The 26,847-nt window shown below is 61.1% G+C and carries 30 protein-coding genes and 1 pseudogene; 21 read left to right on the top strand and 10 right to left on the bottom strand.

Annotated features, from left to right (window positions below):
• Positions 1-144: 144 nt before the first annotated feature.
• The gene (locus tag RWJ89_RS02080) at positions 145-723 is read left to right on the top strand and encodes an isochorismatase family protein (protein ID WP_316030492.1); all 579 of its coding nucleotides are present in this window, start codon (positions 145-147) and stop codon (positions 721-723) included.
• The gene (locus RWJ89_RS02075; RefSeq protein ID WP_077976871.1) at positions 720-1,730 is read left to right on the top strand and encodes a GlxA family transcriptional regulator; all 1,011 of its coding nucleotides are present in this window, start codon (positions 720-722) and stop codon (positions 1,728-1,730) included. Before RWJ89_RS02080 ends, RWJ89_RS02075 begins: the two co-directional genes overlap by 4 nt.
• Here the strand turns inward: RWJ89_RS02075 and RWJ89_RS02070 are convergent.
• Positions 1,725-2,552 (bottom strand): carbohydrate-binding protein, encoded by an 828-nt coding sequence (locus tag RWJ89_RS02070; protein WP_027664707.1) that lies wholly within the window; start codon positions 2,550-2,552, stop codon positions 1,725-1,727. The two genes, RWJ89_RS02075 and RWJ89_RS02070, sit on opposite strands and share 6 nt — an antisense overlap.
• 124 nt (positions 2,553-2,676) lie before the next feature.
• Positions 2,677-4,470 carry a heparinase II/III domain-containing protein gene (locus RWJ89_RS02065; RefSeq protein ID WP_131641306.1) on the bottom strand — a complete coding sequence of 598 codons (1,794 nt, stop codon included), beginning with the start codon at positions 4,468-4,470 and terminating at the stop codon, positions 2,677-2,679.
• Between the two features lie 131 nt (positions 4,471-4,601).
• Between RWJ89_RS02065 and RWJ89_RS02060 the strand changes: the two genes are divergently transcribed.
• From RWJ89_RS02060 to RWJ89_RS02010, 11 genes are all read left to right on the top strand, one after another.
• The gene (locus RWJ89_RS02060; protein WP_221997937.1) at positions 4,602-5,588 is read left to right on the top strand and encodes a carbohydrate ABC transporter permease; all 987 of its coding nucleotides are present in this window, start codon (positions 4,602-4,604) and stop codon (positions 5,586-5,588) included.
• On the top strand, positions 5,585-6,421 hold the full coding sequence (locus RWJ89_RS02055) for a carbohydrate ABC transporter permease (protein WP_077976868.1): 837 nt from the start codon (positions 5,585-5,587) through the stop codon (positions 6,419-6,421). The genes RWJ89_RS02060 and RWJ89_RS02055 overlap by 4 nt, the downstream gene beginning before the upstream one ends.
• 4 nt (positions 6,422-6,425) lie before the next feature.
• On the top strand, positions 6,426-7,598 hold the full coding sequence (locus tag RWJ89_RS02050) for a glycoside hydrolase family 88 protein (RefSeq protein WP_131641308.1): 1,173 nt from the start codon (positions 6,426-6,428) through the stop codon (positions 7,596-7,598).
• 15 nt (positions 7,599-7,613) lie between these two features.
• Positions 7,614-8,723, top strand: a complete 1,110-nt coding sequence (locus RWJ89_RS02045) for an ABC transporter ATP-binding protein (RefSeq protein ID WP_077976866.1) — start codon at positions 7,614-7,616, stop codon at positions 8,721-8,723.
• Between the two features lie 20 nt (positions 8,724-8,743).
• Entirely contained in the window at positions 8,744-9,469 is a 726-nt protein-coding gene (locus tag RWJ89_RS02040; RefSeq protein ID WP_131641309.1) for a YesL family protein, read from the top strand.
• A gap of 40 nt (positions 9,470-9,509) precedes the next feature.
• Entirely contained in the window at positions 9,510-10,784 is a 1,275-nt protein-coding gene (locus RWJ89_RS02035) for an ABC transporter substrate-binding protein (RefSeq protein ID WP_316030491.1), read from the top strand.
• Positions 10,785-10,862: 78 nt separating this feature from the next.
• Positions 10,863-12,713 (top strand): DUF2264 domain-containing protein, encoded by a 1,851-nt coding sequence (locus RWJ89_RS02030; protein ID WP_316030490.1) that lies wholly within the window; start codon positions 10,863-10,865, stop codon positions 12,711-12,713.
• A gap of 91 nt (positions 12,714-12,804) precedes the next feature.
• Positions 12,805-13,632 (top strand): hypothetical protein, encoded by an 828-nt coding sequence (locus RWJ89_RS02025; protein ID WP_316030489.1) that lies wholly within the window; start codon positions 12,805-12,807, stop codon positions 13,630-13,632.
• Positions 13,629-14,273 (top strand): RES family NAD+ phosphorylase, encoded by a 645-nt coding sequence (locus RWJ89_RS02020; protein ID WP_316030488.1) that lies wholly within the window; start codon positions 13,629-13,631, stop codon positions 14,271-14,273. The genes RWJ89_RS02025 and RWJ89_RS02020 overlap by 4 nt, the downstream gene beginning before the upstream one ends.
• 231 nt (positions 14,274-14,504) lie before the next feature.
• Positions 14,505-14,768, top strand: a complete 264-nt coding sequence (locus tag RWJ89_RS02015; protein ID WP_168280997.1) for a hypothetical protein — start codon at positions 14,505-14,507, stop codon at positions 14,766-14,768.
• A gap of 44 nt (positions 14,769-14,812) precedes the next feature.
• Positions 14,813-15,082, top strand: a complete 270-nt coding sequence (locus RWJ89_RS02010) for a cyclase (protein ID WP_077976859.1) — start codon at positions 14,813-14,815, stop codon at positions 15,080-15,082.
• Positions 15,083-15,232: 150 nt separating this feature from the next.
• Here RWJ89_RS02010 and RWJ89_RS02005 read toward each other — a convergent pair whose 3' ends face one another.
• From RWJ89_RS02005 to RWJ89_RS01990, 4 genes are all read right to left on the bottom strand, one after another.
• Positions 15,233-15,652, bottom strand: coding sequence for an HD domain-containing protein (locus tag RWJ89_RS02005; protein ID WP_077977048.1), 420 nt, complete (start codon positions 15,650-15,652; stop codon positions 15,233-15,235).
• Positions 15,653-15,657: 5 nt separating this feature from the next.
• Positions 15,658-15,984 carry a DUF2934 domain-containing protein gene (locus RWJ89_RS02000; RefSeq protein WP_025397142.1) on the bottom strand — a complete coding sequence of 109 codons (327 nt, stop codon included), beginning with the start codon at positions 15,982-15,984 and terminating at the stop codon, positions 15,658-15,660.
• A 56-nt stretch (positions 15,985-16,040) separates the two neighbouring features.
• Positions 16,041-16,397, bottom strand: a complete 357-nt coding sequence (locus RWJ89_RS01995) for a hypothetical protein (protein ID WP_168339453.1) — start codon at positions 16,395-16,397, stop codon at positions 16,041-16,043.
• A 109-nt stretch (positions 16,398-16,506) separates the two neighbouring features.
• The gene (locus RWJ89_RS01990) at positions 16,507-16,797 is read right to left on the bottom strand and encodes a hypothetical protein (RefSeq protein WP_020047251.1); all 291 of its coding nucleotides are present in this window, start codon (positions 16,795-16,797) and stop codon (positions 16,507-16,509) included.
• 322 nt (positions 16,798-17,119) lie between these two features.
• Between RWJ89_RS01990 and groES the strand changes: the two genes are divergently transcribed.
• The 3 genes from groES (at position 17,120) to RWJ89_RS01975 (ending at position 19,506) form a co-directional block, all read left to right on the top strand.
• Entirely contained in the window at positions 17,120-17,434 is a 315-nt protein-coding gene (gene groES / locus RWJ89_RS01985) for a co-chaperone GroES (RefSeq protein WP_168264306.1), read from the top strand.
• Between the two features lie 153 nt (positions 17,435-17,587).
• Positions 17,588-19,216 carry a chaperonin GroEL gene (gene groL / locus RWJ89_RS01980; protein ID WP_316030487.1) on the top strand — a complete coding sequence of 543 codons (1,629 nt, stop codon included), beginning with the start codon at positions 17,588-17,590 and terminating at the stop codon, positions 19,214-19,216.
• A gap of 53 nt (positions 19,217-19,269) precedes the next feature.
• Positions 19,270-19,506 carry a hypothetical protein gene (locus RWJ89_RS01975; protein WP_131662676.1) on the top strand — a complete coding sequence of 79 codons (237 nt, stop codon included), beginning with the start codon at positions 19,270-19,272 and terminating at the stop codon, positions 19,504-19,506.
• A gap of 56 nt (positions 19,507-19,562) precedes the next feature.
• On the opposite strand, the gene RWJ89_RS01970 is transcribed toward RWJ89_RS01975, so the two are convergent.
• From RWJ89_RS01970 to RWJ89_RS01960, 3 genes are read right to left on the bottom strand one after another with little or no spacing between them, the layout of a single operon-like run.
• The gene (locus RWJ89_RS01970; protein WP_316030486.1) at positions 19,563-19,841 is read right to left on the bottom strand and encodes a DUF6522 family protein; all 279 of its coding nucleotides are present in this window, start codon (positions 19,839-19,841) and stop codon (positions 19,563-19,565) included.
• A gap of 35 nt (positions 19,842-19,876) precedes the next feature.
• Positions 19,877-21,007, bottom strand: coding sequence for an HPP family protein (locus RWJ89_RS01965; protein WP_077976854.1), 1,131 nt, complete (start codon positions 21,005-21,007; stop codon positions 19,877-19,879).
• Positions 21,008-21,060: 53 nt separating this feature from the next.
• Entirely contained in the window at positions 21,061-21,966 is a 906-nt protein-coding gene (locus RWJ89_RS01960; RefSeq protein WP_316030485.1) for a LysR family transcriptional regulator, read from the bottom strand.
• Between the two features lie 266 nt (positions 21,967-22,232).
• On the opposite strand from RWJ89_RS01960, the gene RWJ89_RS01955 reads away from it, so the two are divergent.
• Both RWJ89_RS01955 and RWJ89_RS01950 read left to right on the top strand, forming a co-directional pair.
• Positions 22,233-22,544, top strand: a complete 312-nt coding sequence (locus RWJ89_RS01955; protein WP_131662673.1) for a hypothetical protein — start codon at positions 22,233-22,235, stop codon at positions 22,542-22,544.
• 290 nt (positions 22,545-22,834) lie between these two features.
• Positions 22,835-23,059, top strand: coding sequence for a hypothetical protein (locus RWJ89_RS01950; protein WP_316030484.1), 225 nt, complete (start codon positions 22,835-22,837; stop codon positions 23,057-23,059).
• A gap of 31 nt (positions 23,060-23,090) precedes the next feature.
• On the opposite strand, the gene RWJ89_RS01945 is transcribed toward RWJ89_RS01950, so the two are convergent.
• Positions 23,091-23,981 carry a GNAT family N-acetyltransferase gene (locus RWJ89_RS01945; RefSeq protein WP_206111759.1) on the bottom strand — a complete coding sequence of 297 codons (891 nt, stop codon included), beginning with the start codon at positions 23,979-23,981 and terminating at the stop codon, positions 23,091-23,093.
• 346 nt (positions 23,982-24,327) lie between these two features.
• Between RWJ89_RS01945 and argE the strand changes: the two genes are divergently transcribed.
• The 3 genes and pseudogenes from argE to RWJ89_RS01930 all read left to right on the top strand — a co-directional run bounded on the left by argE (position 24,328) and on the right by RWJ89_RS01930 (position 26,778).
• The gene (gene argE / locus RWJ89_RS01940; protein WP_221946464.1) at positions 24,328-25,449 is read left to right on the top strand and encodes an acetylornithine deacetylase; all 1,122 of its coding nucleotides are present in this window, start codon (positions 24,328-24,330) and stop codon (positions 25,447-25,449) included.
• 26 nt (positions 25,450-25,475) lie between these two features.
• The gene (locus RWJ89_RS01935) at positions 25,476-26,399 is read left to right on the top strand and encodes a 2-hydroxyacid dehydrogenase (RefSeq protein WP_077977046.1); all 924 of its coding nucleotides are present in this window, start codon (positions 25,476-25,478) and stop codon (positions 26,397-26,399) included.
• Between the two features lie 26 nt (positions 26,400-26,425).
• Positions 26,426-26,778, top strand: a pseudogene (locus RWJ89_RS01930) (cupin domain-containing protein).
• The last annotated feature ends 69 nt before the right edge of the window (positions 26,779-26,847 follow it).

The following is a 26,847-nucleotide window of genomic DNA, read 5'->3' as shown; positions in this document are numbered from 1 at the left end:
CGGCAGGTGCTGGATGTGGCCCGAGGCTCTTGGGGCAAGGTCGCCCCCGAGTGTGGATATTGGCGCGAATTGTCCGCTATTTGTCCGACGCGCGCATTTTCCCCTGTCTTCAAATCGCCGAATATGACTTCATGATCAACCTGCATGGAGCAAAAAATGTCCGGCCATGATACTGTCCTTTTCGTTATCGACGCCCAGGAGTCCTTCAGACACCGGGATTACTGGGATGAAACCCTCGCTTCCGCCTATATCGATCGTCAGCAGGCTCTGATCGACGGCGCGGAAGCCGATGGAATACCCATCATCCAGATCTTCCATGTCAATGAAAACGGGCCGTTTTCGGAAGCATCCGGGTTCGTCAGCACACTCGCCCCGCTCAGGATCGCTCCCAAGGCGACGTTTAGGAAGAGGCGCCATAGCGCTCTGGTCGGTTCGGGTCTCGACGTGTGGCTGACCGAGAACGGCGTTCGTCGTATCCTCGTCTCCGGCATCCGCACCGAACAGTGCTGCGAAACCACGACCCGCCATGCCTCGGATCTCGGCTATCAAGTCGACTATGTCGGCGAGGCGACCCTGACCTTCCCGATGACCGACGCCGCAGGACGCACCTGGAGCGCCAAGGAAATCCGGGATCGAACCGAGCTGGTCCTGTCGGGCCGCTTCGCTCGCATCACAACCGTCGAACAGGCTTTGGCGGGGAGCGGAAAGTCTCTCGCCGCATGACCGACGCCGCGCAGCCCTTCGATATTCCGGTATTCGTCGTCGTGCCGCCGCGCGTGCTGCTGCTCGACGTCGCCGGCCCGATCGAAGTGCTGCGCAAGGCGAACCTCGAACAGCGCACGGTGCGTTTTACCGTCACCTATATCGGCCCATCGGCGACGGTCGGCAGTTCAATCGGTCTTGCCGTTACGGGCGTCGCCGCGTTACCCGAGCGCTTGCCCGATAACGCGCTCGTCGTCGTTGCCGGCAGCGCCGACGCCCCGATGGAAACCAACCGCCCGTGGGACGAACAGGAGCGCGCCGACCAGGCCGCCATCGTCGCATGGCTGAAGCGCGCCATTCTTCCGGGAATTCGTCTGATCTCGATCTGCTCGGGCGCATTGCTCGCTGCCGAGGCAGGCATGCTCGACGGCCGCGATTGCACCACCCATCATGCCTGCATAGAGGACCTGGCGAGGCTCGCGCCCACCGCGCGCGTCCGGGATAACCGGCTCTATGTCGAGGATGGAGACCGCCTCACGAGCGCCGGCATCACCGCCGGCATAGACCTTATGCTGCATATCGTTGCCGAAGCGGCGGGACATGCCTGCGCGCTTGCGGTGGCGCGATATCTTGTCGTCTATCTCAGGCGCGGCGGCTCGGATCCGCAGCTTTCGCCGTGGCTCGAAGGTCGCAACCATATCCACCCGGTCATTCACCGTGCACAGGATGCCGTCGCCGCCAACCCGTCTGAGGACTGGTCGGTGGCGTCGCTCGCCCGCCTCAGCGGCGCCAGCCCGCGCAACCTTTCACGGCTGTTCAACGAGCAGACGGGCATGAGCGTGACGGATTTCGTCAACCTTATGCGCGTGGCCCTTGCCCGCGAGATGCTCGCCGGTTCAAGGCTGGACATGGAGGCCGTCGCGATGCGCGCCGGCTTCGGCTCGGCGCGGCAGCTCCGCCGCGCCTGGAACCGTCTGAACGACGGCCCGCCGAGCGCGGCACGGGCAAGGCTGTCTACAGGCTCATAGCGCGATAGGAAGGGCGGACCGGCTGAGCCCGGTCTCCGGCACTTCCGTTCCCCAGATCTCGATCTGGGTCAGCGCCGGATAGGGCGAGGCGTCCCCGGCCTTGATCAGGCCGTGCAGTTCCACCCATTCGATGATGCAGGGCTCTATCGGAAAGGCCTGGGCGGCGCCCGATTTCACCAGCGGAAAGCAGGAGGTCCTGCCGTTCGAGAAGGTGACGCTAGCCTCCTCCCACCAGGAATCATGCGGGAAGTCAGCCCGAAGATAGAAAACGATCTCGTCGATCCTGACCGGCCTGCCGAATTCCACCGTCAGTGCTGCTTGCGGATCGCGATTGATTCCCCAGCTCGTATAGGGCCAGAAGCCGTGATCGTCATTGGCCTTTTCGCCGTCGATCGCGTTGCGCGCGGCGAAGACCGCTTCGCCGCGGGTCTCGACATTGGCGCGCGCATGCGGAAACAGAGCTCGATTGGCGTGATCGTCCCAGGGGTTGAGGGCGAGATTGCGCCGATGGACAATCTCGTCAGGGCGTATGCTTCGCGCTGAAAGCCGGTGGATATCGCCCCTGAAGGCATTCGGCGAATAGGGCTTGCGCTTATCGCCGAAGGGTACGGCGAGTGAATAGGCGCATTCCTTCATATAGACCAGGCCGGGTTGGATCGCGCCATCAAGGGAGAGGAAGACATGTCCGGGCTCGGAGACCTCCACGACCACGCGATCGCCTTCGCAATAGCTCTGGCGATAGACCAGGAACGTCTCGTCCCGGCCTGTGGAACGCGCCAGCACCGCCCCATCGGCATCCACGATCTTCAGTGTCAATTCCATGCTCGCCCTCCCCGGAGCATGATGCCGAAAAGTGTGAGCGGTTTTCGGACGACATCATGCTCTAACTATTTAATTTAGAACAGGATTCAGATTTTAGGCCGACCCGGCCTGAAATCATCCTGTTCTAGACGATTCGCAATCTCAGCAGCCTGCCGGCAAAGCTCACGCGCAGCCGATAGATTTTTTCGGGCCAGGCCGATCTCAGCCGGGCGTCCTCCACGACGATCTCGTCGATTTCGATCTCGCCGGCGCCGTCGACGAAAATGCTGCCGAGATCTGCCAGATCGATCCGGTCCGGGCTGACGGTCGGCGCCAGGCATGTCATCAGCGACAGGACCGCCGGCTTGCCCCCGTCATAGGTGTCGACGATCTCGACATGGCGGCCGCGCAGCAGGGAAACGACGCGCCGATAGCTGTGCAACTGCGCTTCGGGGGGATAGGCGTCTGAAATATCGAGCGATATGCGCGCGCTCCCTTCGTCGAACCCGACCTCGACATCGCGCGCGCCAAAAGCTTCGCCGGCGGACTGCATGACGCCTGCGAATGTCGGCAGGTTGTGGAACGCCGACTGCATCGTCCATATCTCGTAGCGCCGCGCCGAAAAGGTCTTTGCGGCATAGGTCTCGACGCCGACATCGATCAGGAACGGATGTCCGTTCTTGTAGAGCGTCACGCTCCCCACATCGTTGTGATTGTGGCCCTCGCCATTGTTGCCGCCCTTGACGGCAAGCGAAAACTGCTCGTCGCGGCCGATGAACAGGCCGATGCCGGGATAGAAGATATCGCGTCGGGATGCGGGATGCGGCCCGGCGGCAGCGGGAAGCGTCGGGCCGACCAGCAGTTCCTGCACGCGATACCAGAGGTTCCATTCCCCCGGCAGGTGCGGATTGCCGGAAGCGGCCCTGTCGGCCGCTGCGAACTTAGCCAGCATCTCAGAGCCGACCGCCTGTCCGAACAGATATTCCCGCACACTGCAGGGTTCGACCACCGCGGAAGAATCCGCGAAATTGAAATAATAGCGGCCGGCCACATGCATGTGAGCGATATATTCAGCCATGTTGCGGATCTTCGGCTGTTGCCAAAATCGGCCGAACAGGCCCGGCGCCACCCTATCCAGAATGGTCAAAGCACCATGCAGGCAGAGCGCGGCGTGGCGGTAATAGAGCACGCCCTCCTCGCAGGCGCCGTCTTCGGCATAGTTTGTCAGGAAGGCGTCGAGGCTGCCGAGCGCCTTTTTGACGACGGCGTGACGCGTGGGTTGATCTGTTTTCAGGGAGAAGGCCGTCAATAGGATGTTCTGGCTTATCCATGTCGTCCAGTTGTTCATCCGCTCTTCGCCGCGGCCCATCCACCAGAAATGCCGGGCGAGATAGGGCGAGAGGATGCGGATCTCGATCTCGCGCTCGACGCGTGCCGTAATCTCGGGGCTGATGTCGTCGAGCTCGTCGCCCAGCAATGCGACGATGGTGGCAAGCAGCGCCGCCGTTTCGGCCGCGAAGAGATCGACGACCGGCTGCGAATTGTCGGGAAGCGGCAGCCGCGCACCGCTTCGTTCATAGGCGTTATGCGCCGGAAGCTGCCAGCCGCTCTCCTCCGCGATCAGGAAGATGCCATCGACGATCTTCGGCAGGAATCGCCCTCCGCCTTCGATGAGTTCGCCGAGCACCAGATTGTTGAGCATCCGGCGCCGCGTGAAATATAGCTCCTCGAAGTGCGCGCGATTGCCTGTCGCGGTGAACTCCCGGTAATCCGACGCCGTGATCAGCGGAAAGGTGCGCGCAAGCGTCTCTTCGGCCTCGCCAATGACCAGCTCCCGTACCGCCTGCGGCACAGCGCTCCATCTGGCGCGATCGGAGCAGACCGCCCCAGGCGTGAAATCGCCCAGCACATCCGGCAGCTCTGAAATCTCGCTGAACATGTCCCTCCCCGCATTGGAAAAGCATCGATGAGCGCTTGGTCTTCATGCTCACCTATCATATGTGTTCTACGCTTTCCATGAAATTCGTATGACCTATTCAGAACTTGTTTGACCAATACCGGATATGTGCTATGTGGTTGCGGGAGGAAGAGGAGGCATCGGTGTCCATATCGAATTCGGTCATCGCGACGGATGGCGCTCCGGCAATCTCAAGCCGAAAAGTCGCGGTCTTGTCCAAGCGCCAGCGCAGGATGCGCAGCGCGCTCGTCGCCTATTCCTTCATTGCCCCGAATTTCATCGGCTTTGCCGTCTTCACGCTCGGCCCGATCCTGTTCGCCTTCGCGCTCGCCTTCATGCATTGGGACGGCTCGAATGCGATCACATTCGCCGGGCTGGACAATTTCTGGCGGCTCTTCGAGGACAACGCCTTCATCGCGGCGTTCTGGAACACGGTCATCTACACGGTCGCCTCCGTGCCGGCGACGCTCATCTGCGCGCTCGGCCTCGCCGTTCTCCTCAACCAGAAGATCGCCGGGCGCGACTTCTTCCGCACGGCAATGTTCTTTCCCTATGTCGCTTCGCTGGTGGCCGTCGCGGTCGTCTGGAACATGATCTTCAATCCCGAGATGGGACCGGTGAACATGATCCTCTACACACTCGGCCTCGACCCGAAGAATATGCCGGGATGGGCGGCCGATCGCCACTGGGCGATGGTGACGGTGATCCTCTTCGGCATCTGGAAGAACATGGGCTATTACATGGTCATCTATCTGGCCGGCCTGCAGGGCATCAATTCGGAGCTCTATGAGGCCGCCGATCTCGATGGGGCCAATGCCTGGCAGAAGTTCATCCATGTCACCGTGCCGCAGCTCGGGCCGACGACCTTCTTCGTCACCGTGATGCTGACGATCCAGTCCTTTAAGGTGTTCGACCAGATCTACATGATCACCCAGGGCGGGCCTGGCACCTCGACGCTCGTCCTCGTCTACCACATCTACAACGAGGCCTTCATCTCCTGGGATCTCGGCTATTCCAGCATGGTTTCGCTCGTGCTGTTCTTCCTCGTGCTCGCCGTCACCGTCTTCCAGTTCCGGCGCCAGAGGGAGGACGAGGCATGAGGATCGCAGGACGCAAGGTGACCGTCAGATCGATCGCGATCTACGCCATCGTCATCGCCGTCACGCTCGTCATGCTGATGCCCTTTGCCTGGATGCTTTCGGCATCCCTGAAGCTCAGCCGCGACGTATTCGCTTTCCCAATCGAGTGGATACCGTCTGAGCCGCAATGGCAGAACTATGTGGATATCTGGACGAAGATCCCGCTTGCGCTGTTCATTTACAACACGTCGAAGCTGACGATCATCGTCACGCTGCTGCAGCTTTTGACCTCCAGCTTTGCGGCCTACGCCTTCGCGAAACTAAATTTCCCCTACAAGAACACCCTGTTCCTCGGCTACATCGCCACCATCGCCATGCCCTGGCAGGTCTATATGGTGCCGCAATTCCTGCTGATGCGTGAATTCGGCCTCAACAACACGCATCTGGCGCTGATCTGCCTGCAGGCCTTCACCGCCTTCGGCGTCTTCCTGATGCGGCAGTTCTACATGTCGATCCCGACCGAGCTCTGCGAGGCGGCCCGCATCGACGGCATGAACGAATATCAGATCTGGGCGCGCATTATGCTGCCCCTGTCGAAGCCCGCGCTCTCGACGCTGACGATCTTCACCTTCGTCACCACCTGGAACGATTTTCTCGGGCCGATGATCTACCTGACCAAGACCGAGCTGAAGACCGTCCAGATCGGCCTGCGCATGTTCATCTCGCAATATTCGGCCGAATACGGGCTCATCATGGCGGCTTCCGTCGTCGCCCTCATTCCGGTTCTCGTCGTCTTCCTCTCTCTCCAGCGTTTCTTCGTCGAGGGCATCGCCTCGACGGGACTGAAGGGTTAAATCCATGAACGCCGTCTCGTCCGTCGCCCCGCAGCCGATCACCGATCCGGAGGTCAAAGCTGCGCTCGATCTTGCCGTCGAGCAGATCAGGCGCAACCTGCCCAAGTTCACCCATGCCTCGCAGAACCATTCGAGCGTCGGAAATTTCTATCCCGCGGTGGCGAACGACCAATGGACCGCAGGTTTCTGGCCCGGTGAGCTATGGCTCGCTTTCGAGCATAGCGGCGACGCGGTTTTCCGGGATGCTGCGCAGATCCAGGTCCAGTCGTTCCTGCATCGGATCGTGAACCGCATCGAGACGGATCATCACGACATGGGCTTTCTCTATTCGCCCTCCTGCATCGCCGCCTGGAAGCTCGTCGGAGACGAGGATGGCCGCAAGGCCGCCATCCTGGCCGCCGACCAGCTGATCGAGCGCTTCCAGCCCATCGGCCAGTTCATCCAGGCCTGGGGCCGCAAGGGGGTGGCGGAGGAATACCGCTACATCATCGACTGCCTGCTGAACCTGCCGCTTCTCTACTGGGCAAGCCGCGAGACCGGCGACCCGAAATATCGCGAGATCGCGCTCATTCACGCCCGCACCACACTCGCCAACTCGGTTCGGCCTGATGATTCCACCTATCACACCTTCTATATGGACCCGGTCACCGGAGCGCCGGTGCGCGGCGCCACCAAGCAGGGTTACAAAGACGACAGCGCCTGGGCGCGCGGACAGGCCTGGGCAATCGCTGGCATGGCGCTGTCCTATCGTTATGAGCGGCTCGAGGAATATGGCCAAACCTTCGACCGGCTGCTCGCCTTCTATCTCAACCGGCTGCCGGCCGACATGGTGCCCTATTGGGATCTCGTCTTTTCAGACGGCGACGGCGAGCCGCGCGACAGTTCGTCGGCATCGATCACCGCCTGCGGCCTTCTGGAGATGGCCGATCTCGTCGAGCCGGAACCGGCAGCACGCTATCGCACGCTGGCGCGGCGCATGATGAAGAGCCTTGCGGATCACTATGCGGTCAAGGATCCCAGCGTCTCGAATGGCCTGGTGCTGCACGCCACCTATTCCAAGAAATCGCCGTTCAACACCTGCCGCGGCGAGGGTGTCGATGAATGCGTCTCCTGGGGAGATTATTATTACATGGAAGCTTTGACGCGCCTTTCGCGCAGATGGTCTTCCTATTGGTGAATTCAGGAGAACCCGATGGCCAGCATTTCGCTTAAAGAGCTGAACAAGAGCTACGGTGCGCTCACCGTCGTCCATGACATCGACCTCGAGATCGCAGACAAGGAATTCATCATTCTGGTCGGCCCCTCGGGCTGCGGCAAATCGACGACGCTGCGGATGATCGCCGGCCTCGAGGAAATATCGGGCGGAGAGCTCAGGATCGGCGGCGACGTCATGAACGACGTTCCCTCCAAGGATCGGGATATCGCCATGGTCTTCCAGAATTATGCGCTCTATCCGCATATGACCGTCTACAAGAACATGGCTTTCGGCTTGCAGCTCAGGAAGGTGTCGCGCGACTTCATCGATGCCCAGGTGCAGGACGCCGCCAAGATCCTCGACATCTCTCATCTCCTGAACCGCAAGCCGAAGGCGCTTTCGGGCGGCCAGCGCCAGCGCGTCGCGCTTGGCCGCGCCATGGTGCGCAATCCGGCGGTCTTCCTTCTCGACGAGCCGCTTTCCAACCTCGACGCCAAGCTGCGCGGTACGATGCGCTCCGAAATCACCAAGCTGCACAAGCGCCTCAACGCCACCTTCATCTACGTCACCCACGACCAGGTGGAAGCGATGACCATGGCGGACCGGATCGTCGTGATGAAAGACGGGCATATCCAGCAGGTCGATACGCCGCAGAACCTCTATGACCGCCCCGTCAACATGTTCGTTGCCGGCTTCATCGGCGCGCCGCAGATGAACATGCTGCCCTCGACCATTCTGCGCCGGGGCGACGGCTACATCGCCGTCTTCGACGGCCGGGAGCTGCCGCTGCCCGCCCATTTCGACAAGGGCAGGATCGCCCCCTACGAGGGCCGCGAATTGGTGCTCGGCATCCGTCCGGAGAATTTTCACGAGCTGCCGCCGGCCGACATCGCACCGGAGAACCTGGCGCCCCTCAAGGCGGTCGTGGAACTTGCCGAACCGATGGGATCGGAAGTGCATCTGAACATGGTGGCAGGCGGGCGCAATCTGATCGCTCGTGTCTCGCCGCGCTACCGGCCCGATATCGGCGAGGAAGCGACGCTGGTCGCCGATATGACCAATGCGCAGCTGTTCGACAAGGAAACGGAACGCTCGATTCTATACTGAGGCGCCTGCGGGAGACGGCTATGCAGTGGTTGCGGGACATGTGGACGAGGGAGGGGCCGGGCATTCCGAAGGATGCGCCGAAGAAGAACGGCCTTGCCCTGTTCGCCGAGATCCTCGTTCGCGAATGGTGGGAGATGGTTAAGCTGAACATCCTCTTCATCCTGGCCGGCCTCTTCGTCGTGACGCTGCCGGCAGCGCTCGCCGCCATGGCCCGGGTCTCGGTGGCCCTCGTGGAAGACCGCAATACCTATCTGCTGCGGGACTTCACGGAAGCCTTTCTGCGCTATTTCTGGCGCGCCACCGCCTGGGGCCTGGCGCTGGCGGGCGCTCTCGCCGTCTGCCTCTACGCGATCGCAACCTATGGCGCCGGCGCGCGGGACAATCTGTTGCTGAGCGCACCACTGACGATCGCGCTCGTCGCCACCGCCTTCGTCGCGGTCCTCGCCTGCCATCTCGTCATTCTGATGGTGATGCGCGATCTGCCGGCTCTGAGATTGCTGCGCCTCGCCGCGCTCGCCTCGGTCATCCGTCCGCTCCCGGCGCTTGCCGCGCTCGCCTTCGCCGCCAGTCTCTGGCTGGCGCATATCCTCTTCTATCCGGTTTCGGTGTTCATGCCGGCAACCGTCAATTTTTCACTCGGAATGTTCGCCGTCGCATTCGGCGTCCATCGGGCGGCGGTGATGGTTCTAGACCTGCCAAACGCAACGCAGCCGCACCGCGAACCGCATGCACGAGACGCTTTATAAAACAACTGATCCAGAGATGATCCAGGGAAGGAGAACGGGAATGTATTTGGATAAATTCGGGGGGACGGTGAAACTTGCCGTGGCGGGGTTCACCTTGGCGGCGATGACGGCCGGGGCAGCGCTTGCCCAGGACGCCGTGACGCTCAAATGGGCTTTGTGGGACTGGGACAAGACCGCCTATTACAAGCCGCTGATCGAGGCCTATCAGGCCAAGCACCCAAACGTGAAGTTCGAGCCGATGGATCTCGGCTCGCAGGACTACCAGCAGATGATCTCGACCCAGCTGACCGGCGGCTCCAAGGACATCGACATCGTCACCGTCAAGGATGTGCCGGGCTACGCTAATCTGATACGCGCCGGCAACATCGCCGATCTCAGCGGCTTCGTGAAGGATCAGAAGATCGACCCGGCTCCCTATGGCGGCCTGATCGAGGAGCTGACCATCGACGGCAAGATCTACTCCCTGCCGTTCCGCTCCGACTTCTGGGTTGTCTATTACAACAAGGATATATTCGACAAGGCAGGCGTCGCCTACCCCACCAATGACATGACCTGGGCGCAGTTCGACGAGACCGCCGAGAAGCTTTCGGGCGGCATGGGCACCAACAAGACCTACGGCGCGCTTCTGCACACCTGGCGGTCGACCGTTCAGCTGCCCGGCATCCTCGATGGAAAACACACGCTGGTCGACGGCGACTACGGCTTCCTGAAGCCCTGGTACGAGCGGGCGCTGACCCTGCAGAAGGATGGCGCGATTCCCTCCTATGCTTTCCTGAAGACGTCGAACACGCATTATTCGGCGCTCTTCTTTAATGGCACGATCGGCATGTTGCCGATGGGAACCTGGTTCGTCGGCACCCAGATCACCAAGGTGAAATCGGGTGAATCGAAGAGCAAGAACTGGGGCATCGTGAAGTTCCCGCATCCCGACGGTGTGGCAATCGGCACGACCGCTGCGCAGATCTCGGGCCTGGCGGTCAACGCCAACTCCGTTCACAAGGATGCCGCTCTCGATTTCATCAAGTTCGTCACCGGTCCTGAGGGCGCAGCAGTCATCGCGTCGACGGGCACTTTCCCTGCGCTCAAGACGGATGATGTCAGCGCCAAGATCGCGGCAACACCCGGTTTTCCTGAGGATGCGGCCAGCAAGGAGGCGCTGAAGCCGTCGAAAACCTACCTGGAGATGGCGGTCAACCCCAACGCCGCCAAGATCGAGGTCGTGCTCAATCGCGCGCATGACGCGATCATGACCGACAGCACCTCCGTCGATGACGGGCTGAAGGAAATGACCGAAGGCGTGAAGGCCATCAAGTAAGTGTCCAGAAATGTCGACGGGCCGCGGGCAATATCTGCCCGCGGCCGATCCAGCTTTTCATGAATTTCGAGCCTGACAATGATATATGATCCCGCCCGGGCCAATCCGCTTTTCGGGAATCCCCTGAAGACGCGCGACGACCTCGCCAAGGCCGTCACCGATCTCTTCGAGCCGCTGCTGCCTTATTTTTCCGAAGGCGGCGCCCGGGTGCGCCTCGGTGCGGCCGGCGCGATCTTCGATCGCGCGGCGGCGGATCTGGAGGGATTTGCGCGGCCGCTCTGGGGGATCGTTCCGCTCGTTGCCGGCGGCGGCGCGTTTCCGCATTGGGATCTCTATCGCTGCGGGCTGGCAAACGGCACCAATCCCGCTCATCCCGAATATTGGGGCGATCTTGCCGACCGCAATCAGCGGCTGGTCGAACTCGCCGCCGTCGGCTTCGCCCTGGCGCTGGTGCCCGAGCACATCTGGGAACCGCTTGACGACAGCGAGAAGAAGACGGTCGCCGCCTATCTTCTCAGAGCGCGCGAGCTGGAATTCATCGACAACAACTGGAAATTCTTCCGCGTGCTGATCGACCTCGGGCTGGAACGCGTGAGCGTGGCGTTCGATCACCGGAAAACCTTCGCCTATCTCGATGAACTGGAAGCCTTCGACCTCGGCGACGGCTGGTATCGCGACGGGCCGGTGCGGCGGGTCGATCATTACATTCCCTTCGCCATGCATTTCTACGGCCTGATCTATGCGGTGCTGGCCAAGGGCGACGAGGCGCGCAAGGACCGCTTCCGCGATCGCGCCGAGATCTTCGCCAGGGATATCCGCCACTGGTTCGGCCCCGATGGAGCAGCCCTTGCCTTCGGCCGCAGCCAGACCTACCGCTTCGCGGCGGGTGGCTTTTGGGGCGCGCTTGCCTTTGCCGGCGTCGAAGCCCTGCCCTGGGCGGAGATCAAGGGCTATTACATGCGCCATATCCGCTGGTGGTCGGCGATGCCGATTGCCGATCGCGACGGCGTTCTTTCGGTCGGCTACGGCTATCCGAACCTCTTCATGAGCGAGAGCTACAACTCTCCCGGCTCGCCCTATTGGGCGCTGAAATTCTTCCTGCCGCTCGCCCTTCCGGGGGATCATCCGTTCTGGGCGGCCGAGGAGGCACCGCAGCCGGAATTTCCGGAGCCGGTTGCGTTGAAGCCGGCGGGAATGGTCGCCATGCACACGCCGGGAAACGTGGTCGTACTCTCCTCAGGGCAGCAGCACGACAAGATGCTCGGCGCAAACGAGAAATATTCGAAATTCGTCTACTCCACGCGCTACGCCTTCAACATCGAAGCCGACGACCGGAATTTCTCCGCCGCGAGCTTCGACGGCATGCTCGGCCTCTCCGATGACGGCGTCCATTTCCGGATGCGGGAATCTCTCGAAGAGGCGTTGATCGCTGGCGACCTGCTCTATTCGCGCTGGCGCCCCTGGAGCGATGTCACCATCGAATCCTGGCTGCTTCCCGAAAACCCGTGGCACATTCGCATCCACCGCATCACCACGCCGCGCACCCTTGGCACCATCGAGGGCGGCTTTGCGATCGAACGCGCGGATTTCAATGCCGATCGCTCCGATGTAAGCGATGGTCGGTCCGTCTGGTACGGACAGACTGATATCAGCGCGATCGTCGATCTATCGCCAAATCGAAGGGCCGGCCATGCGATGAGCCCGATACCAAACACAAATCTCATCCACGCCAAGACCCTGCTGCCGCAGCTGCGCGGCGAAATCGGCCCCGGAACCACCGTGCTCGCAACTGCGGCAATGGCCCTGCCCCGTCGCGGGAATTGGGCAAAAGCGCTCGATAACCCGCCCGCCTGTCCTCGCCTCGACGAGTTGGAGCGGCTCTTCCGCGAGAACGGCCTACGGGTGCCGGCATTCGCCCTCGGGACGTAGCTGTATGGTCATCCTGATACTCCCCATTGCAATCGACTTTGCATGACCTAAGTGATATTGAGATGCTTATCACCAATCTCACCTGGCCGAAATGACCGAAGCTCTCTTTTCCGAATTTCTCATGATTGATCGGTCGTCCGCCAACGACGGACGAACCGTGCCATTGGCTGGCCGCCGGCGCAAAGGCGTTGCTCCGGAACGGACCTCGGATGAAAACGCTCTGCGTGATGCGTTCGCGGATGCCTTCCTGCAAACCCTGACGAAGTTCGCCGTCGATCGATCTGCTTTTCCTGAGAACTCGGACCCCGAACTCGCGAAGCTCGCCAAGGCGATGGCAAATGTTGCGGTCGGGGATTCCGTGGTAATCCGCTTGAAACCCGATCTCCCGGAAGGACATCGCAGATCCGTCAAGACCTTCTTCCAGACGATGGTCCGCGTCAGCGGCTCGCTGGAAGAAAGCCGGCTGGAAGACGCGATCAACAAGCTCGCGGACGTTATCCTGCCTGATGAGCTTGGCGAGGCGCGTGGCGTGCTCGCAGCGGACAATCTGGAGCTCAGGGATCGCTTCATCGCTGAGGTGCCACAGCTCACCAGCGCGGAGATCGGAAACCGCGCCGGCTCAAGCGCGAGAAACCTCTACGCGACTGCGGCGCGCTGGAAGAAAGCCGGCGACATTTTCTCAGTACATCATCGCGGCACCGAATATTTTCCGGCGTTTCAGCTCCGGGACGGACGGCCGCATCCTGCGATCAAGAAGGCGCTTGTGGCGCTTCCGGAAAACCTGTCTCCATGGCAGCGCGCATTCTGGTTCGTTTCAACGAACGGCTGGCTGGACGACAAGGCGCCCATGGATGCGCTTGACGATATCGACGCGGTGGCTGCTGCCGCGGCCCGTGAACGGCAAGAGGTCATTGGGTGAGCCACCCTCCTCTGCCATGCCCGCCATCTCCTTTTCCAACGATCAACATCCGGACGATCAAGGCGGGTACGGCGCTTCATCGGACCCATCTGTCTTCGTTCCGGGCAGGGCAATTCAATCCCTGCAAGGGACAGCCGACGCGCTTTGCACCGTTCAACGACGCGCACGGCAATTGTGTCGCGACGCTCTATGCGGCAACGAGCAGAGAGGCGGCCGCCTTCGAGTCGATCTTTCACGACATCGAACCGGCCGCCGCTTTCAAGACCGTCCGGCTTGCCGTCGTCGAAGCGCGGACGGTGAGCGTCATCGCGCCAAAGCGTGATCTACGGTTGGCAAGCCTTTTCGCACCCGATTTGAAAGCCTGGAAACTCAATCGAACGGATCTCATCGAAACGCCGAAGACGACATATGGCGAGACCGTCCTGTGGGCCGAAGCCATTCATCGGACGCGCGCCGACGTCGACGGGTTGATCTGGACGTCCCGCCAGTGCGACCCCGAGCAATGCATCATCCTGTTCGAGGATCGCCTGGCAGAGGACCGGCTCGACGTCGTTCAATCCATTGACGCCGGTGCGGACGCCGATCTCCTTCTCGAACTGCGGGACTATGGGCGCCGTGCGGGCATCACGATCATATCTTAGCACCAATGACGCTCGCTGACTTGGGAACCGTCACCAAAGCTATTCTCGAAAAGCCAATGCGCGCCCAACGCCGCCGCCGCATAATATTTTCGAATTACTCGATAATTATATTTACACCCTCAACTAATGAATAAGAAAAACCCACTCTTCGCAACATTGCTGTAATGAAATCCGGCAAAGCGCAGCAGCATACTCAGCTTTCAGTTTCCGAGATCTTGAGAGGAGGACGCAATGCCTACCATAATGATCTGCCACGACGTCAAAGACACGGAACACTGGCTCGCCTCACCGATCCGCAAGCAGGTATTGGAACCCGTCGGCGTCACGAACATTCGCACGTTTACAGACCCTCAAACGTCTAACCGCGTCGGCCTGGTCATGGACGTTGCTGATATGGATAAGTTGATGGCCTTCATGCAGACCAAGGCGGCGGCCGATGCGATGGCGAGTGACGGCGTCTTGCCCGAGACCATGACGTTCCTCGTTCAATCGTAACACACATCTCGACGAGACTTGGAAATGCAACGCGGGAGGTTGATATGACGACATTATTCGTAAGGCACGAGGTCTCCGATTATGCCGCCTGGCGCAAGATATATGATGGCTTTTCGCCGGTGCAGAAGGTCAACGGGGTAACGGCGCAAGCCGTTTATCGCGCCAACGACAATCCGAACGATATTACCGTCACCCACGAGTTTGCCACGCTTGAAGCGGCGCAGGCATTTAGCAAGCTGGACGAGCTGAAGACGGCGATGCGCACGGGAGGCGTGCTCGGCGCGCCGACGGTGTGGTTTGCCAACAAAGCATGAAATGCCGCCAAACGGCCTCCGCCGCTGCAAGCGGAGGCCAGGTTGCGGTCGCGCTCTGCACGTGACATGGAAGCCGAGGAGTGCGCCCTTGCGCCGATTGCCGACCTTTGGTGGCAGTTGCAGGCGAACTGCGCAAATTCGTCCGCGGTCCTATTGTCCGTTCCTGATGTCGCGCAAGAGATCCAGGCCGCGCTGGTATTTTTCCGTTTTCTTGCCAGCTTGTTCGGCCTGTCGGAGATTATCTTCGAGATCGGCCCGTTTGACGGGCAAGGCCAGCGCGTTTGATGCCGCACGTCTGACGAAATCGTCATCCGGCTCGTCCGGCCGCCGTGTCAGAGCATTCACCGCGGAGATGATCGCCGGCGGAAACCCTTCTTCCCGCAGCCTGTCGAGCGTCCAGCCGCTGCCCTTCTCGACGACGTCATGAAGGTAGGCGACCGTTCGCGTCTCCTCACCGGAAACGAGAAGCGCTACTCGCTGGCAGTGCTCGAAGAACGGCCGGCCGGTCTTGTCCGCCTGGCCTTCGTGGGCCGTAAGAGCGATCTGGATGGCATGGTCGAGATGCTGCATGGCGATCACGGCCCTTCGGTCTTCCTGATCTTCCGCCAGGAAGGCTTTTCGCCCGTCGTCATCTCTATGTCAGGCACGGGAGCCTTGGCGGCCTCAACAGGCCACGTTCTTGGCCGATCGAAATCGCCGCTCTCGCCCGCCCCTTGAAGCAATGCCGCATCATCCCTGTCGTCTTCATCGAGCAAGTTCTGCAGCGTCTCATGCTCATCCTCGCCGGCAAGTTCGTCGCAGGCTTGAAGCCAATGGCGCTGGTCAGCGCCATCCGGGCGGCCCTCGGCCTCCCAGATTTCGTAGGCACGGCGACGGATTTGCTCGTGCTTGTCTATAGCCATGATCGCCTCCAAGCGCATTGGAACGAGCCGCCCGAAGAGCGGCTCGGCCGCCCTTTTCAGGGCGTGTTGATGGTTGGAAGAAAATCCTCCACCTGCTTGCGTTGATCCTTTGGAAGCGTCTCCACCCGTTCCTTCCAGAACCGTTCGGCCTCCGGCGGATCCTTGTCCCAGTGGCGAACATCGGTGATATTGTCATCGATCATCGACCGGCGGTGGCCGCCGAGACTGAGATATTTTTTCGCAAGCTTCAGGCTTGGGGTTTCGGTGCCGCTATCGCGACTTAATACCGAACTCACATTGCGCCGGGCGGTCTCCAATGCCCTTTTGCGATCGGTTTCGGCCCGTTCGGTATCGGCGGACCGCGCATCGTCGGTGCCGCTCTCTGGCGGCACGTTGGATCTGAAAGTCATCATGGATCACCTTTCGATGTTGTGATCCAATAACCTTCGCAAGCAGTGAGAGTTCCGCGTGGGTGGCGATTGATTTGAGCGGGGGATCGAGGCGGAGCCACGCATCCGGCGATCAATGGACGGCCATGCTCACCATCCGATAGGGGTGCACGGCTTCGAATTGCGAGATCATCGCCGTTGCCTGCTGCAATACGAGCTCGGCATTTTCCGGATCATCACGGGCGAGCTCATCGGCGTTGACGCGGATCGCTTCAGCCATGTTGTTGGAGATTGCCGCAAATTGCGTATTGCCTTCGACAAAGGCCTCACGCGCCGTGTCCTCCAGCGTACGAGCGATATCGACGAGGATTTCCTCGCGTTCCTCGATACTGAGGTCTTTGATTAGTTTGGTGTTCTCTTCCATGTCACTCACTCCTAAAGACGTGGGACGGTGACCGAGCTCATCAAGCCTCGGCCACCAAAGAACTAGGAATGCCGAAATACGGATTCAAGCCTCAATGCCGTTCGCCCTTTTATTGGAACGCAGGAGCCGATTGTCTGTTCCCTGTTGGGCGTTAGCAGTCTTCGGCGGAGAGTGCTAATTTTTCTTTCGTCGCCTCTTGAAATTGCTGAACCCTCGAACCAGATCATTCGCGCAAGGCGCGCGCGAACCTGCACCCGCCCGGATTGGTTATCCGGTCCGGCCACGGGAACAACGTCATCATTGTTCATCGATGGAGGAAGACATGTCGTTTCGACCGCTTCATGACCGTATTCTCGTCCGCCGGGTCGATTCAGAGGAAAAGACCAAGGGCGGCATCATCATTCCCGACACCGCCAAGGAGAAGCCGCAGGAAGGCGAGGTTATCGCCGTCGGCCCCGGCGCACGCAACGACGCCGGCCAGATCCAGGCTCTCGACGTCAAGATCGGCGATCGCATCCTGTTCGGCAAGTGGTCCGGCACCGAGATCAAGATCAACGGTGAAGATCTGCTGATCATGAAGGAAAGCGATGTCATGGGCATTATCGAAACCCAGGGCGAAAAGAAGCAGGCCGCCTGAGATCCCTACGGACATCCGTCAACGCTGGAGCGCTTCAGCTTTTCATGGAAACGCAGAACAGCTCCAACCTTTTATTTCTGACGCAATTCCAAGCGGAAAACCGCGCCGCACTTTTCCTGGAACTGCTCTGGCTGCCGATGAAGGAGTGAGGACATGGCTGCTAAAGAAATCAAATTCAGCACAGAAGCCCGTGAGAAGATGCTGCGAGGCGTCGACATCTTGGCCAACGCCGTGAAGGCGACCCTCGGCCCGAAAGGCCGCAACGTCGTGATCGAAAGGTCTTTCGGCGCGCCGCGCATCACCAAGGACGGCGTTTCGGTCGCCAAGGAAATCGAACTCGAAGACAAGTTCGAAAACATGGGCGCTCAGATGGTCCGCGAAGTCGCCTCGAAGACCAGCGACGTCGCCGGCGACGGCACCACGACTGCAACGGTGCTGGCCCAGGCGATCGTCAAGGAGGGCGCCAAGGCGGTGACTTCGGGCATGAACCCGATGGACCTGAAACGCGGCATCGATCTTGCGGTCGGCGCCATCGTCGCGGAACTGAAGGCCAATGCCCGCAAGATCTCCAACAATTCCGAGATCGCCCAGGTCGGCACGATCTCCGCCAACGGCGATCCCGAAATCGGCCGCTTTTTGGCGGAAGCCATGGAAAGGGTCGGCAATGATGGCGTCATTACCGTCGAAGAAGCCAAGACCGCCGAAACCGAACTCGAAGTCGTCGAAGGCATGCAATTCGATCGCGGCTATCTCAGCCCCTATTTCGTGACCAATGCCGACAAGATGCGGGTCGAGTTCGAAGACCCCTATATCCTCATCCACGAGAAGAAGCTGTCGAACCTGCAGTCGATGCTGCCGGTTCTCGAAGCAGTCGTCCAATCCAGCAAGCCGCTGCTGATCATCGCTGAAGACGTCGAAGGCGAAGCCCTCGCAACGCTCGTCGTCAACAAGCTGCGCGGCGGCCTGAAGATCGCTGCCGTCAAGGCGCCTGGCTTCGGCGACCGCCGCAAGGCCATGCTCGAAGACATCGCCATCCTGACCGCCGGCACCGTCATCTCCGAAGATCTCGGCATCAAGCTCGAATCCGTCACGCTCGACATGCTCGGCCGAGCCAAGAAGGTGTCGATCGAGAAGGAAAACACGACGATCGTCGATGGGGCAGGCGCCAAGTCCGACATCGAAGGCCGTATTGCCCAGATCCGCGCCCAGATCGAGGAAACCACCTCCGACTACGACCGCGAGAAGCTGCAGGAACGCCTTGCAAAGCTCGCCGGCGGCGTTGCCGTTATCCGCGTCGGCGGCTCGACGGAAGTCGAAGTGAAGGAGAAGAAGGACCGCGTCGACGACGCGCTTCATGCAACCCGCGCGGCGGTGGAGGAAGGCATCCTGCCTGGCGGCGGCGTGGCGCTGCTGCGCGCCGTCAAGGCGCTCGACAATCTCAACACGGCCAACCAGGACCAGCGCGTCGGTGTGGAGATCGTCCGCCGCGCGGTCGAGGCCCCGGCTCGCCAGATCGCCGAAAATGCCGGAGCGGAAGGCTCGATCATCGTCGGCAAGCTGCGCGAGAAGACCGAGTTCTCCTACGGCTGGAACGCTCAGACGGGCGAATATGGCGACCTCTATGCCCAGGGCGTTATCGATCCGGCCAAGGTGGTGCGCACCGCGCTGCAGGATGCGTCCTCCATCGCCGGTCTTCTGGTCACGACGGAGGCCATGATCGCCGAGAAACCCAAGAAGGACGCGCCGCCGCCATTGCCCGCCGGCCACGGCATGGACTTCTAAGACCGCTACCGGCCCGCCGGCTTGGCCGGCGGGCCCTTTCGGAGGGAATAGAGATGGTTCAAACGATCAAAACTCGATCGCAGGTACCGCTGGACTCCCGCGATCTCGAAATCTGCCAGCAGGTCTTCGACAAGATCAGATCCGATTACCAGGTGGCAAAGGACAGCGACGAAGCCGAACGAATGGCGAGCATCGTCATCGAACTCTACCGGCAGGGTGTGCGCGACGCCAATCACCTGCAGTCGATGGTCGAGGCGGCCCGCGGCCTCTTCGAAACGAGCGAGCGGTAGGGAATGCCGCGCCTGCGCGTCATAAGTACCGCGCGGGACCACACATAATGATGGTGTCAGCGTGTGCGCCGTCCGGAGGATTTACCCCGAAGAACGGTCATCTGCTCCTGCTGCACTTCATTTTCATCGTTCAAAACGGCTTGCCAAAGCCTGTTGCCGAGCCGAAGCGACACTCGTTTCGTCCCCTCGTGTTCAGCTGTCCCGATTTCCACGGAACTGACGACGGAACCATGGCGCATGTGGCGGCGAAGATCGGCAAGCGACAGCCCGAACCGCTCCGCCAATTCCGATGATTCCAGGATGAAATCGCCATTTGCATCGCGCTCGATCAGCACCGACTTTTTCTCCAGCTACGTTCCACGCCGACCACTCAGGCCACCGCCGGGATCTCATTGTCTTCCTTTGGCAGTAGCTGCGCCACTGCGCTCAGCAGATCCGTCTGCGATATCAGGCCGAGGATCCGGTAATCGTCATCGACAATGATGACGGCATGCGTGCGCCCGTCCGTCAGAACCGGCAATAGCGACAGAGCGGGGTCCGAGGGCCTCGCTACCGCCGGTCTCGCGATCGCATGCGCGATTGTCTCGGTGCTCATGGACAATTCCCGCAAGCCGACGGTGCCGACGAGGCGGCCCTCTGGGTCCTTCACCGGCAAGGTGCGGATATTATGCTTCAAGAGAAGATGCCGTGCGGCATCCGGCTCCGAAGCTTCGCCAATGGCGATCACGTCGCGCGACATGATATCGGCACAGTTGATCTTGCCGTTTGAGCGGATGGCCGCTTGCAGCTCGACCTGCTGCAACAGCCGGCTAAGGTCTGCCCGGTCGATATCGAAGGTTTCGTCAAGCGCTTCGAGGGCCGCATCGACATCCTCCTCGCGAAAACCCACCCGCACCATGGATGGCAGGTCGATCGTCTGATGGGTGTTCTCTGCCGCTTTCGGAACGACATGCGGATAATTCCGCTTGGACACCTTGTGGAACAGCAGGCCAAGGCCGACGAGAATGCAGGAGTTCAAAGCGACGGGCACGAAGGGAAAGAGGAGCCCCCAGCCGGCAACGACAGGGCCGCCGAGCACGGCGGTCAGTGCGGCGGCTCCGCCGGGTGGATGAAGGCAGCGCGTGAAGGACATCGCGCCGATGGCAAGCGAAACGCCGACGCCGGTCGCGATGATCGGATCGCGAATGAAATAGGCGGCAATGATTCCCATCAGAGCGGAAATGGTATTGCCGCCGATGATCGACCATGGCTGCGCCAGCGGGCTTGCCGGCACCGCAAAAAGAAGCACCGCGGACGCTCCCATCGGCGCGACGATCAGAGGAAGATGTGGCCCCTGGCCAAACAGATAGCCGCTGATGACGCCGGTGAAACCAATGGCCAGCAAAGCGCCGAGACATGCAATCAATCGCTCTCGTAAGGTCGCACCGGCCAGAATAGGTGAAAACAAACGGAAGCGGCGGAAGCGGCTCGGTCCCACCTTCGGGGAAACGGGATACTGCATGACAAGACCAATTAAGCGAGGATTAGGTGGAGGGCGAACGGGAAATGTGAGAGCTAGTTTGTCGCCAGCCTGACATCTCTGCCCTTTGTCGCGCTGAGGACTTCGTGGAATGCGTTGAACGCGCTGGGACGATCATTCTTGCGGTAGACGAGCAGCGTCTCGACAGGGCCTAGCTGATGGGTCTGGACAGGCGTCGGCCAGTGCATGAGATCAAGGACGGATCGCGGCATGACACCCGCCGTGTTGCCGGTCGCAACGCTCGCCAGGATCGCGTGGTAGGAGCCGAGCTCGCTCGTCGGCAGGGCGCTCGATTTGCGCGCCCAGTTTTCGGCGATCCTGCGATAGGTGCAGCCGGGCTCGAGAGCGGCGAGCGATCCGACACGCAGGTCTGCGGCGGATTTGATGGAGGGATGCCCGGATGGCAACACGATCAACAGGTCCTCGACGAAGACCGGCTCTATTTCCAGTGCCTTGAGTTCGGCATCGAAGCTCGAGTCTTCCTCCCGCATCGTCTTCGGCGGGCGGGCAATCAGCGCACAATCCAGGACATCGGAGAGAACGTCGCGGGTCAGATCGCGGGACGCTCCCATCGTCAGATGAAGCGACACATCAGGCCACATCTGATTGAATTGCGTTAGCGCCGCCGGCAGCCTGCTTGCCGCCGTGCTCTCCATGGTGCCGACCCGCAACGTCCCCGATGGGGCGAGAGGCCGCACGGCCTGGCGCGCTTCGAGCGCAAGCGTCATAAGCCGGTTGGCATAGCCGAGAAACGTCTCACCCTCCCGCGTCAACGTCATCTTCTTGCCGTCACGGCTGAAGAGGGAAACGCCGAGGTCCTCCTCCAATTGCTGGATACGCGTCGTCACATTCGACGGAACTCGCCCTACGGCCTTGGCAGCCTTCGTCACGCTGCGGTCGCTGGCGACAGCGAGGAATATCTCGATCGATGAAAGGTCCAATGAAAAGATCTCGTTTCCGGAATTAAGACGGTAGATAATTCTCTATATAAAAATCATTATGCCAACTCAAGCCGGTTTCGGCATTGGACGAAAAAACGCAAGCCGGGGACCGGACAAGCAAGCGATTGCCGAAAAAAGGATCGCGACGCCGAGGAAATAGCCATGCAAGCGGCGACATGCCTCTGTCGGATGGGGATTTGCGGGTTTGGGGCTGGCATGAGGTTTGCATCCGCAAGGCCATCTGCAGATCGATCGGCGACGACCCTATGTTGCATCTTGTCTTGACCTGTCTTCTTCTGAGCGTCGCTTCAGGCTTGAGCATGCGCCGTTTTCTCCTGCCGTATTTCGCAGGCGGAGATCTCGCCGAGAAATCCGCCCCAGTGACGATCGTCGCAAGCGCCGTCTATCTGGCGGCAATCGCTTTCACCGTCTCTGATCAGGATCTTTGGGCCAAATCCGTCATTCTGATGCTCGGCCTTTCGCTGGCGGCGATGTTCGACGATGCGAGACCCAGGCTGACGATTGCCCTCTCCGCCATCAGTCTGGCGGCCTATCTCGGGCTGCGTTCGATTAGCTAAGCCATCCAAACCGTCACGCAACAGATCGGTGGTGATTGAACACCGCAGCTCATCGCCGGTGTCGAAGCCCAATCGAGGCGTTGCATTCACCGACGAAATCATCGTCAACAGAACCTAATCTTACAACCTGAAACATCTCCCGACGGGGGACGAGGAAGACTTCGCGCAAAACGGGAAATGATCTCCATTGAAGAATATTCACTTGCTGTTATTCTCCATCGTAGAACATTTTCCGAGACACGCCGGGATCGCAGCGGCTCCCGTGCCGCACGAATGTTCGAGTTACGCCGATGATGAGGAGGCAAGTGGCGATCATGGAGAGCGACCCGGCAGGAAAAATCTGGTCGGAGTGGTATGCGTGGCATCCTGTCTTGCCGATCGATGACACAGTGTTCTGGCTCGAGACCGTGTACCGAAGGGAAAGCCCGGAAGGTCTCTGGCAATATCGTTCGTTCCGGCCCGAGGTTGAACGCCGGCAGGCTCTAACCGACATACCGGTCTGTCCCGGCGCTTAAAACCCGATAACGATCCCCAGGTAGGCTTGCGTCAACCGAGCGCCTGGCTCACGAGTGCGTAGGTCTTCGGCTCCGGCGCCACCGCGCGTCCGGCAACCGGAAGCCAAGGGCCACCGAGCGACATGGTCGTCACGATATCGTAGACAGGAAGACCGCAGCGGGAGAGGAAATCGGAAAAGGCTCCGCCCTGCTCGCGTGTGTCGAGGCGCAGGAACGCTCCTGCGTGCTCGGCTGCATGCGGGCGGGCGACGGCGATCGCGTCTGCGTCACTGCGCGCCACAACGGGACCGATGACATGGCCACGCCCGAACCGCCGGCAAAGCGAGAATGCCTCAATCCGGCCGGCGCGGCTCAACACGATGCCCTTGGAATTTGCCAGAAGCCGGGCCAGGAGCAGTTTGCGATCCGTGCCGAAAGCCACGCAATCCAATTCGGCGATCGCTTCAAGATCACCAGCCTCGACGGCCCGTATCACGGCGCCGGATGGCGGCGCCACATCCGGCGGCAAGATCGCTTCGCCTTGGCATTGAAAGACGAGCGCCTCCCGAACAAAATTCAGGGACCGATAAAGACGGCGCGCTGCGCGCGTCGCATTCAGTCCGAGGTTCCGCCCGGCGACCTGATTCAGCGCGTGTCCCATCAACCATTGCCCGGCGCCATTGGCTTGAAGACGCGGCGAGGTGATGACCATACCGACCGTGGCAAATTGCGCGTCATAGGGAAACCACATGGCAGAGCCCAGGATACGGCCGATTTCATCGATCGCCACGATGCCCTGTCCGAACTCCCGCAGGAACTGCCAGTCTTCACCGCGATGCGGCCAGGCGACGGTCATCGACAGTGCATGCAACTGGTCGAGGGCAACGCTGTCGATCCCGGCGATATGCGTCTCGAAACTATCGACGAACCTGGATTCGGACATCAGTTCACTCACTCCCGCCCCTGCTGCATTTTTTGGCCAAGTCTGCGCCCGGAAACTTCTCCGCCCAGACTAGAACAGATCGTTCGATACAATTCACTGGTGAAGCCTGCGCAAACACAACAATCGACCAAATCCCGATGCGCTTTCGGCAAGTAACGCCTGCGCCTCCCTCTAGACTCATCAACAGATCCAGCGGCCGGAGTCGCTGTTCACTGTGAGAGCCCGGAAATGTCACCTCCCTCAGCCCACTTGCAAACACCTCTAACGTCTCGCTGGGCCGAATTGTCGTTTCCATCGGCGGCATGGCCGCCGTCTCGGCAAGCAGGGCATGCTTGTGAGGTCACCGATGCAGGCCATTGAAATTCTCGAAAGGCTCGTTGGCTTCCCCTCCGTCGTCGGCACGCCGAACGGCGAGATCGTGGCATGGATCCGGCACTATCTGCAAAGCCACGGCGCTATCGTCACGGAGCTTCCCGGTCCGGAGGGCGACCGGTCGAACCTCTTTGCCACGATCGGCCCGAAGGAGACGCCGGGCTATATCCTCTCAGGTCATATGGACGTGGTCCCCGCCGCCGAAGGCGGCTGGACCAGCGATCCGTTCCGCCTGCGCGCCGAAGCGGACCGCCTTTACGGTCGCGGCGCCACGGATATGAAGGGCTTCCTGGCCGCGGTTCTCGCGGCCGTCCCCGCGCTGGCGGAAACACCGCTTCGCCGCCCCGTCCACCTTGCCTTTTCCTATGACGAGGAGGCCGGCTGCCGCGGCGTGCCGCACATGATCGCCCGCCTGCCGGAGCTCTGTGCAACTCCGCTTGGCGCGATCATCGGCGAACCGAGCGGCATGCGGGCAATCCGCGCTCACAAGGGCAAGGCCGCCGCCCGGCTGACGGTCAAGGGCCGGTCCGGCCATTCCTCGCGTCCAGACCAGGGACTGAACGCAATCCATGCTATCACCGATGTTCTGGCCTGCGCTCGCGCCGAAGCCGAACGGCTCGCCTCCGGCCCATTCGAACCTGTCTTCGAACCGCCCTACTCCTCCCTTCAGGTCGGCACGCTGAAGGGCGGCCAGGCGGTCAACATCATTCCCGACACCTGCGAGGCCGAGTTCGAAGCGCGGGCCATTTCCGGCGTCGATCCGATCACGTTGCTTGCCCCACTCCGAGCGGCGGCCGAAGCGCTATCGCGGCGAGGCTTCCAGATAGAGTGGCGCGAGCTCAGCGCCTATCCGGCGCTTTCGCTGGCCGCCGATGCGCCGCTTGCGGCGCTGCTCGGCGAACTGACCGGCATCGAGCCGCTCGCCGCCGTCAGCTACGGAACGGAGGCCGGCCTTTTCGAGCGCGCCGGCATCGATGCGATCATCTGCGGACCGGGCGACATCGGCCGTGCCCACAAGCCGGACGAATTCATCCTCGCCGGCGAACTGCTGGCCTGCCAGGCGATGGTCGAGGCGCTTGGCCGCCGCTGCGCCTGATGACATCGGATCAAGGAGCCGACGCCATGACCTTTCTCTTCAATTCGGATGCGAAGCGCGGCGCCATATTCGCCAAAGCCTTCGCGCGCGAACTGCCCGACATTCTTTTTTCCATGGATCCCCAGTCGGTCGAACCGGACGCTGTGCGCTACCTGATCACCTGGACCGTACCGGAGGATCTCGCGCGCTATCGCAATCTCGAAATCCTGTTTTCGATCGGCGCCGGCATCGACCAGTTCCATATCGATGCGGTGCCGGCGTCGGTGAAGGTGGTGCGCATGGTCGAGGACGGCATCGTCAGGATGATGCAGGAATATGTGACGCTGGCCGTCCTTGCGCTGCATCGCGACCTGCCGGCCTATCTCGACCAGCAGCGGCGCCGGACCTGGCAGACAATCGCTTCTAGGCAGGCCTCGGAACGCCGCATCGGCGTGCTCGGCCTCGGCATGCTGGGGAGCGCCGTGCTCGAACGGTTGCAACCCTTCGGCTTTCCGCTTTCGGGATGGAGCCGCAGCCCGCGCGAGATCGACGGCATCCGATGCCTGAGCGGCCGGGACGGCCTCGACATTCTGCTTGCAACCACCGACATTCTGGTCTGCCTGCTGCCGCTGACGGACGAGACGCGGGGCTTCCTGAATGCCAAGCTTTTCGCCGGACTGCCGGCCGGCGCAGCACTCGTCCATGTCGGCCGCGGCCCTCATCTCGATCATCAGGCGCTCGTCGACGCGCTCGACGCCGGGCATCTCTCCGGCGCCGTTGTCGACGTCACCGATCCGGAACCGCTGCCTGCGGACCACGCCTTCTGGAACCATCCGAAGATCCTGCTGACGCCGCACATTGCGAGCGTCACCCAGCCTGAAACCGCCGCGGCGGCGGTGATCGGCAACATCAAACGGCACCAGGCGGGCGTCGATCCGATCGGCCTGGTCGATCGCAACCGCGGCTACTGAGTTCACAATCCAGGAAAGCAAAAATCATGTCCCTCCTCAAGACGATCGACACCAACCCATCCTTCGCCCCGCGCGAATCCGGCCCCCTCCCCGAACGACTGATCTCGGGCAATCCTGCCTTCAAGACCTGGGCGCAGGATGTCGCCCGCGGCGAGACGGTTCATAGCGGCGTGTGGGAAGCGACACCCGGCGAGACGCGCTCGATCAAGGGCGAGACGTTCGAGTTCTGCCATATCCTTCCGGCCTGATCGAACTCACGCCGGAAGGTGGCGAACCGGTGGTCTACAAGGCCGGCGACAGCTTCGTCATGAAGCCGGGCTTCGTTGGCGTCTGGAAGACGATCGAGACGGTGCGCAAGATCTACGTCACCGTGTCGTGAAGCCGACGCCGTAGATTTGACTGCGGCGGCGGCGAAAACGCAATTTATCGCCGCTGCGGCATCACCGGT

Origin of the sequence: Rhizobium sp. 10PS4, assembly GCF_032464805.1 — a bacterium.
GTDB lineage: Bacteria > Pseudomonadota > Alphaproteobacteria > Rhizobiales > Rhizobiaceae > Rhizobium > Rhizobium laguerreae.
This window is presented reverse-complemented; position numbering and strand designations above follow the sequence as displayed.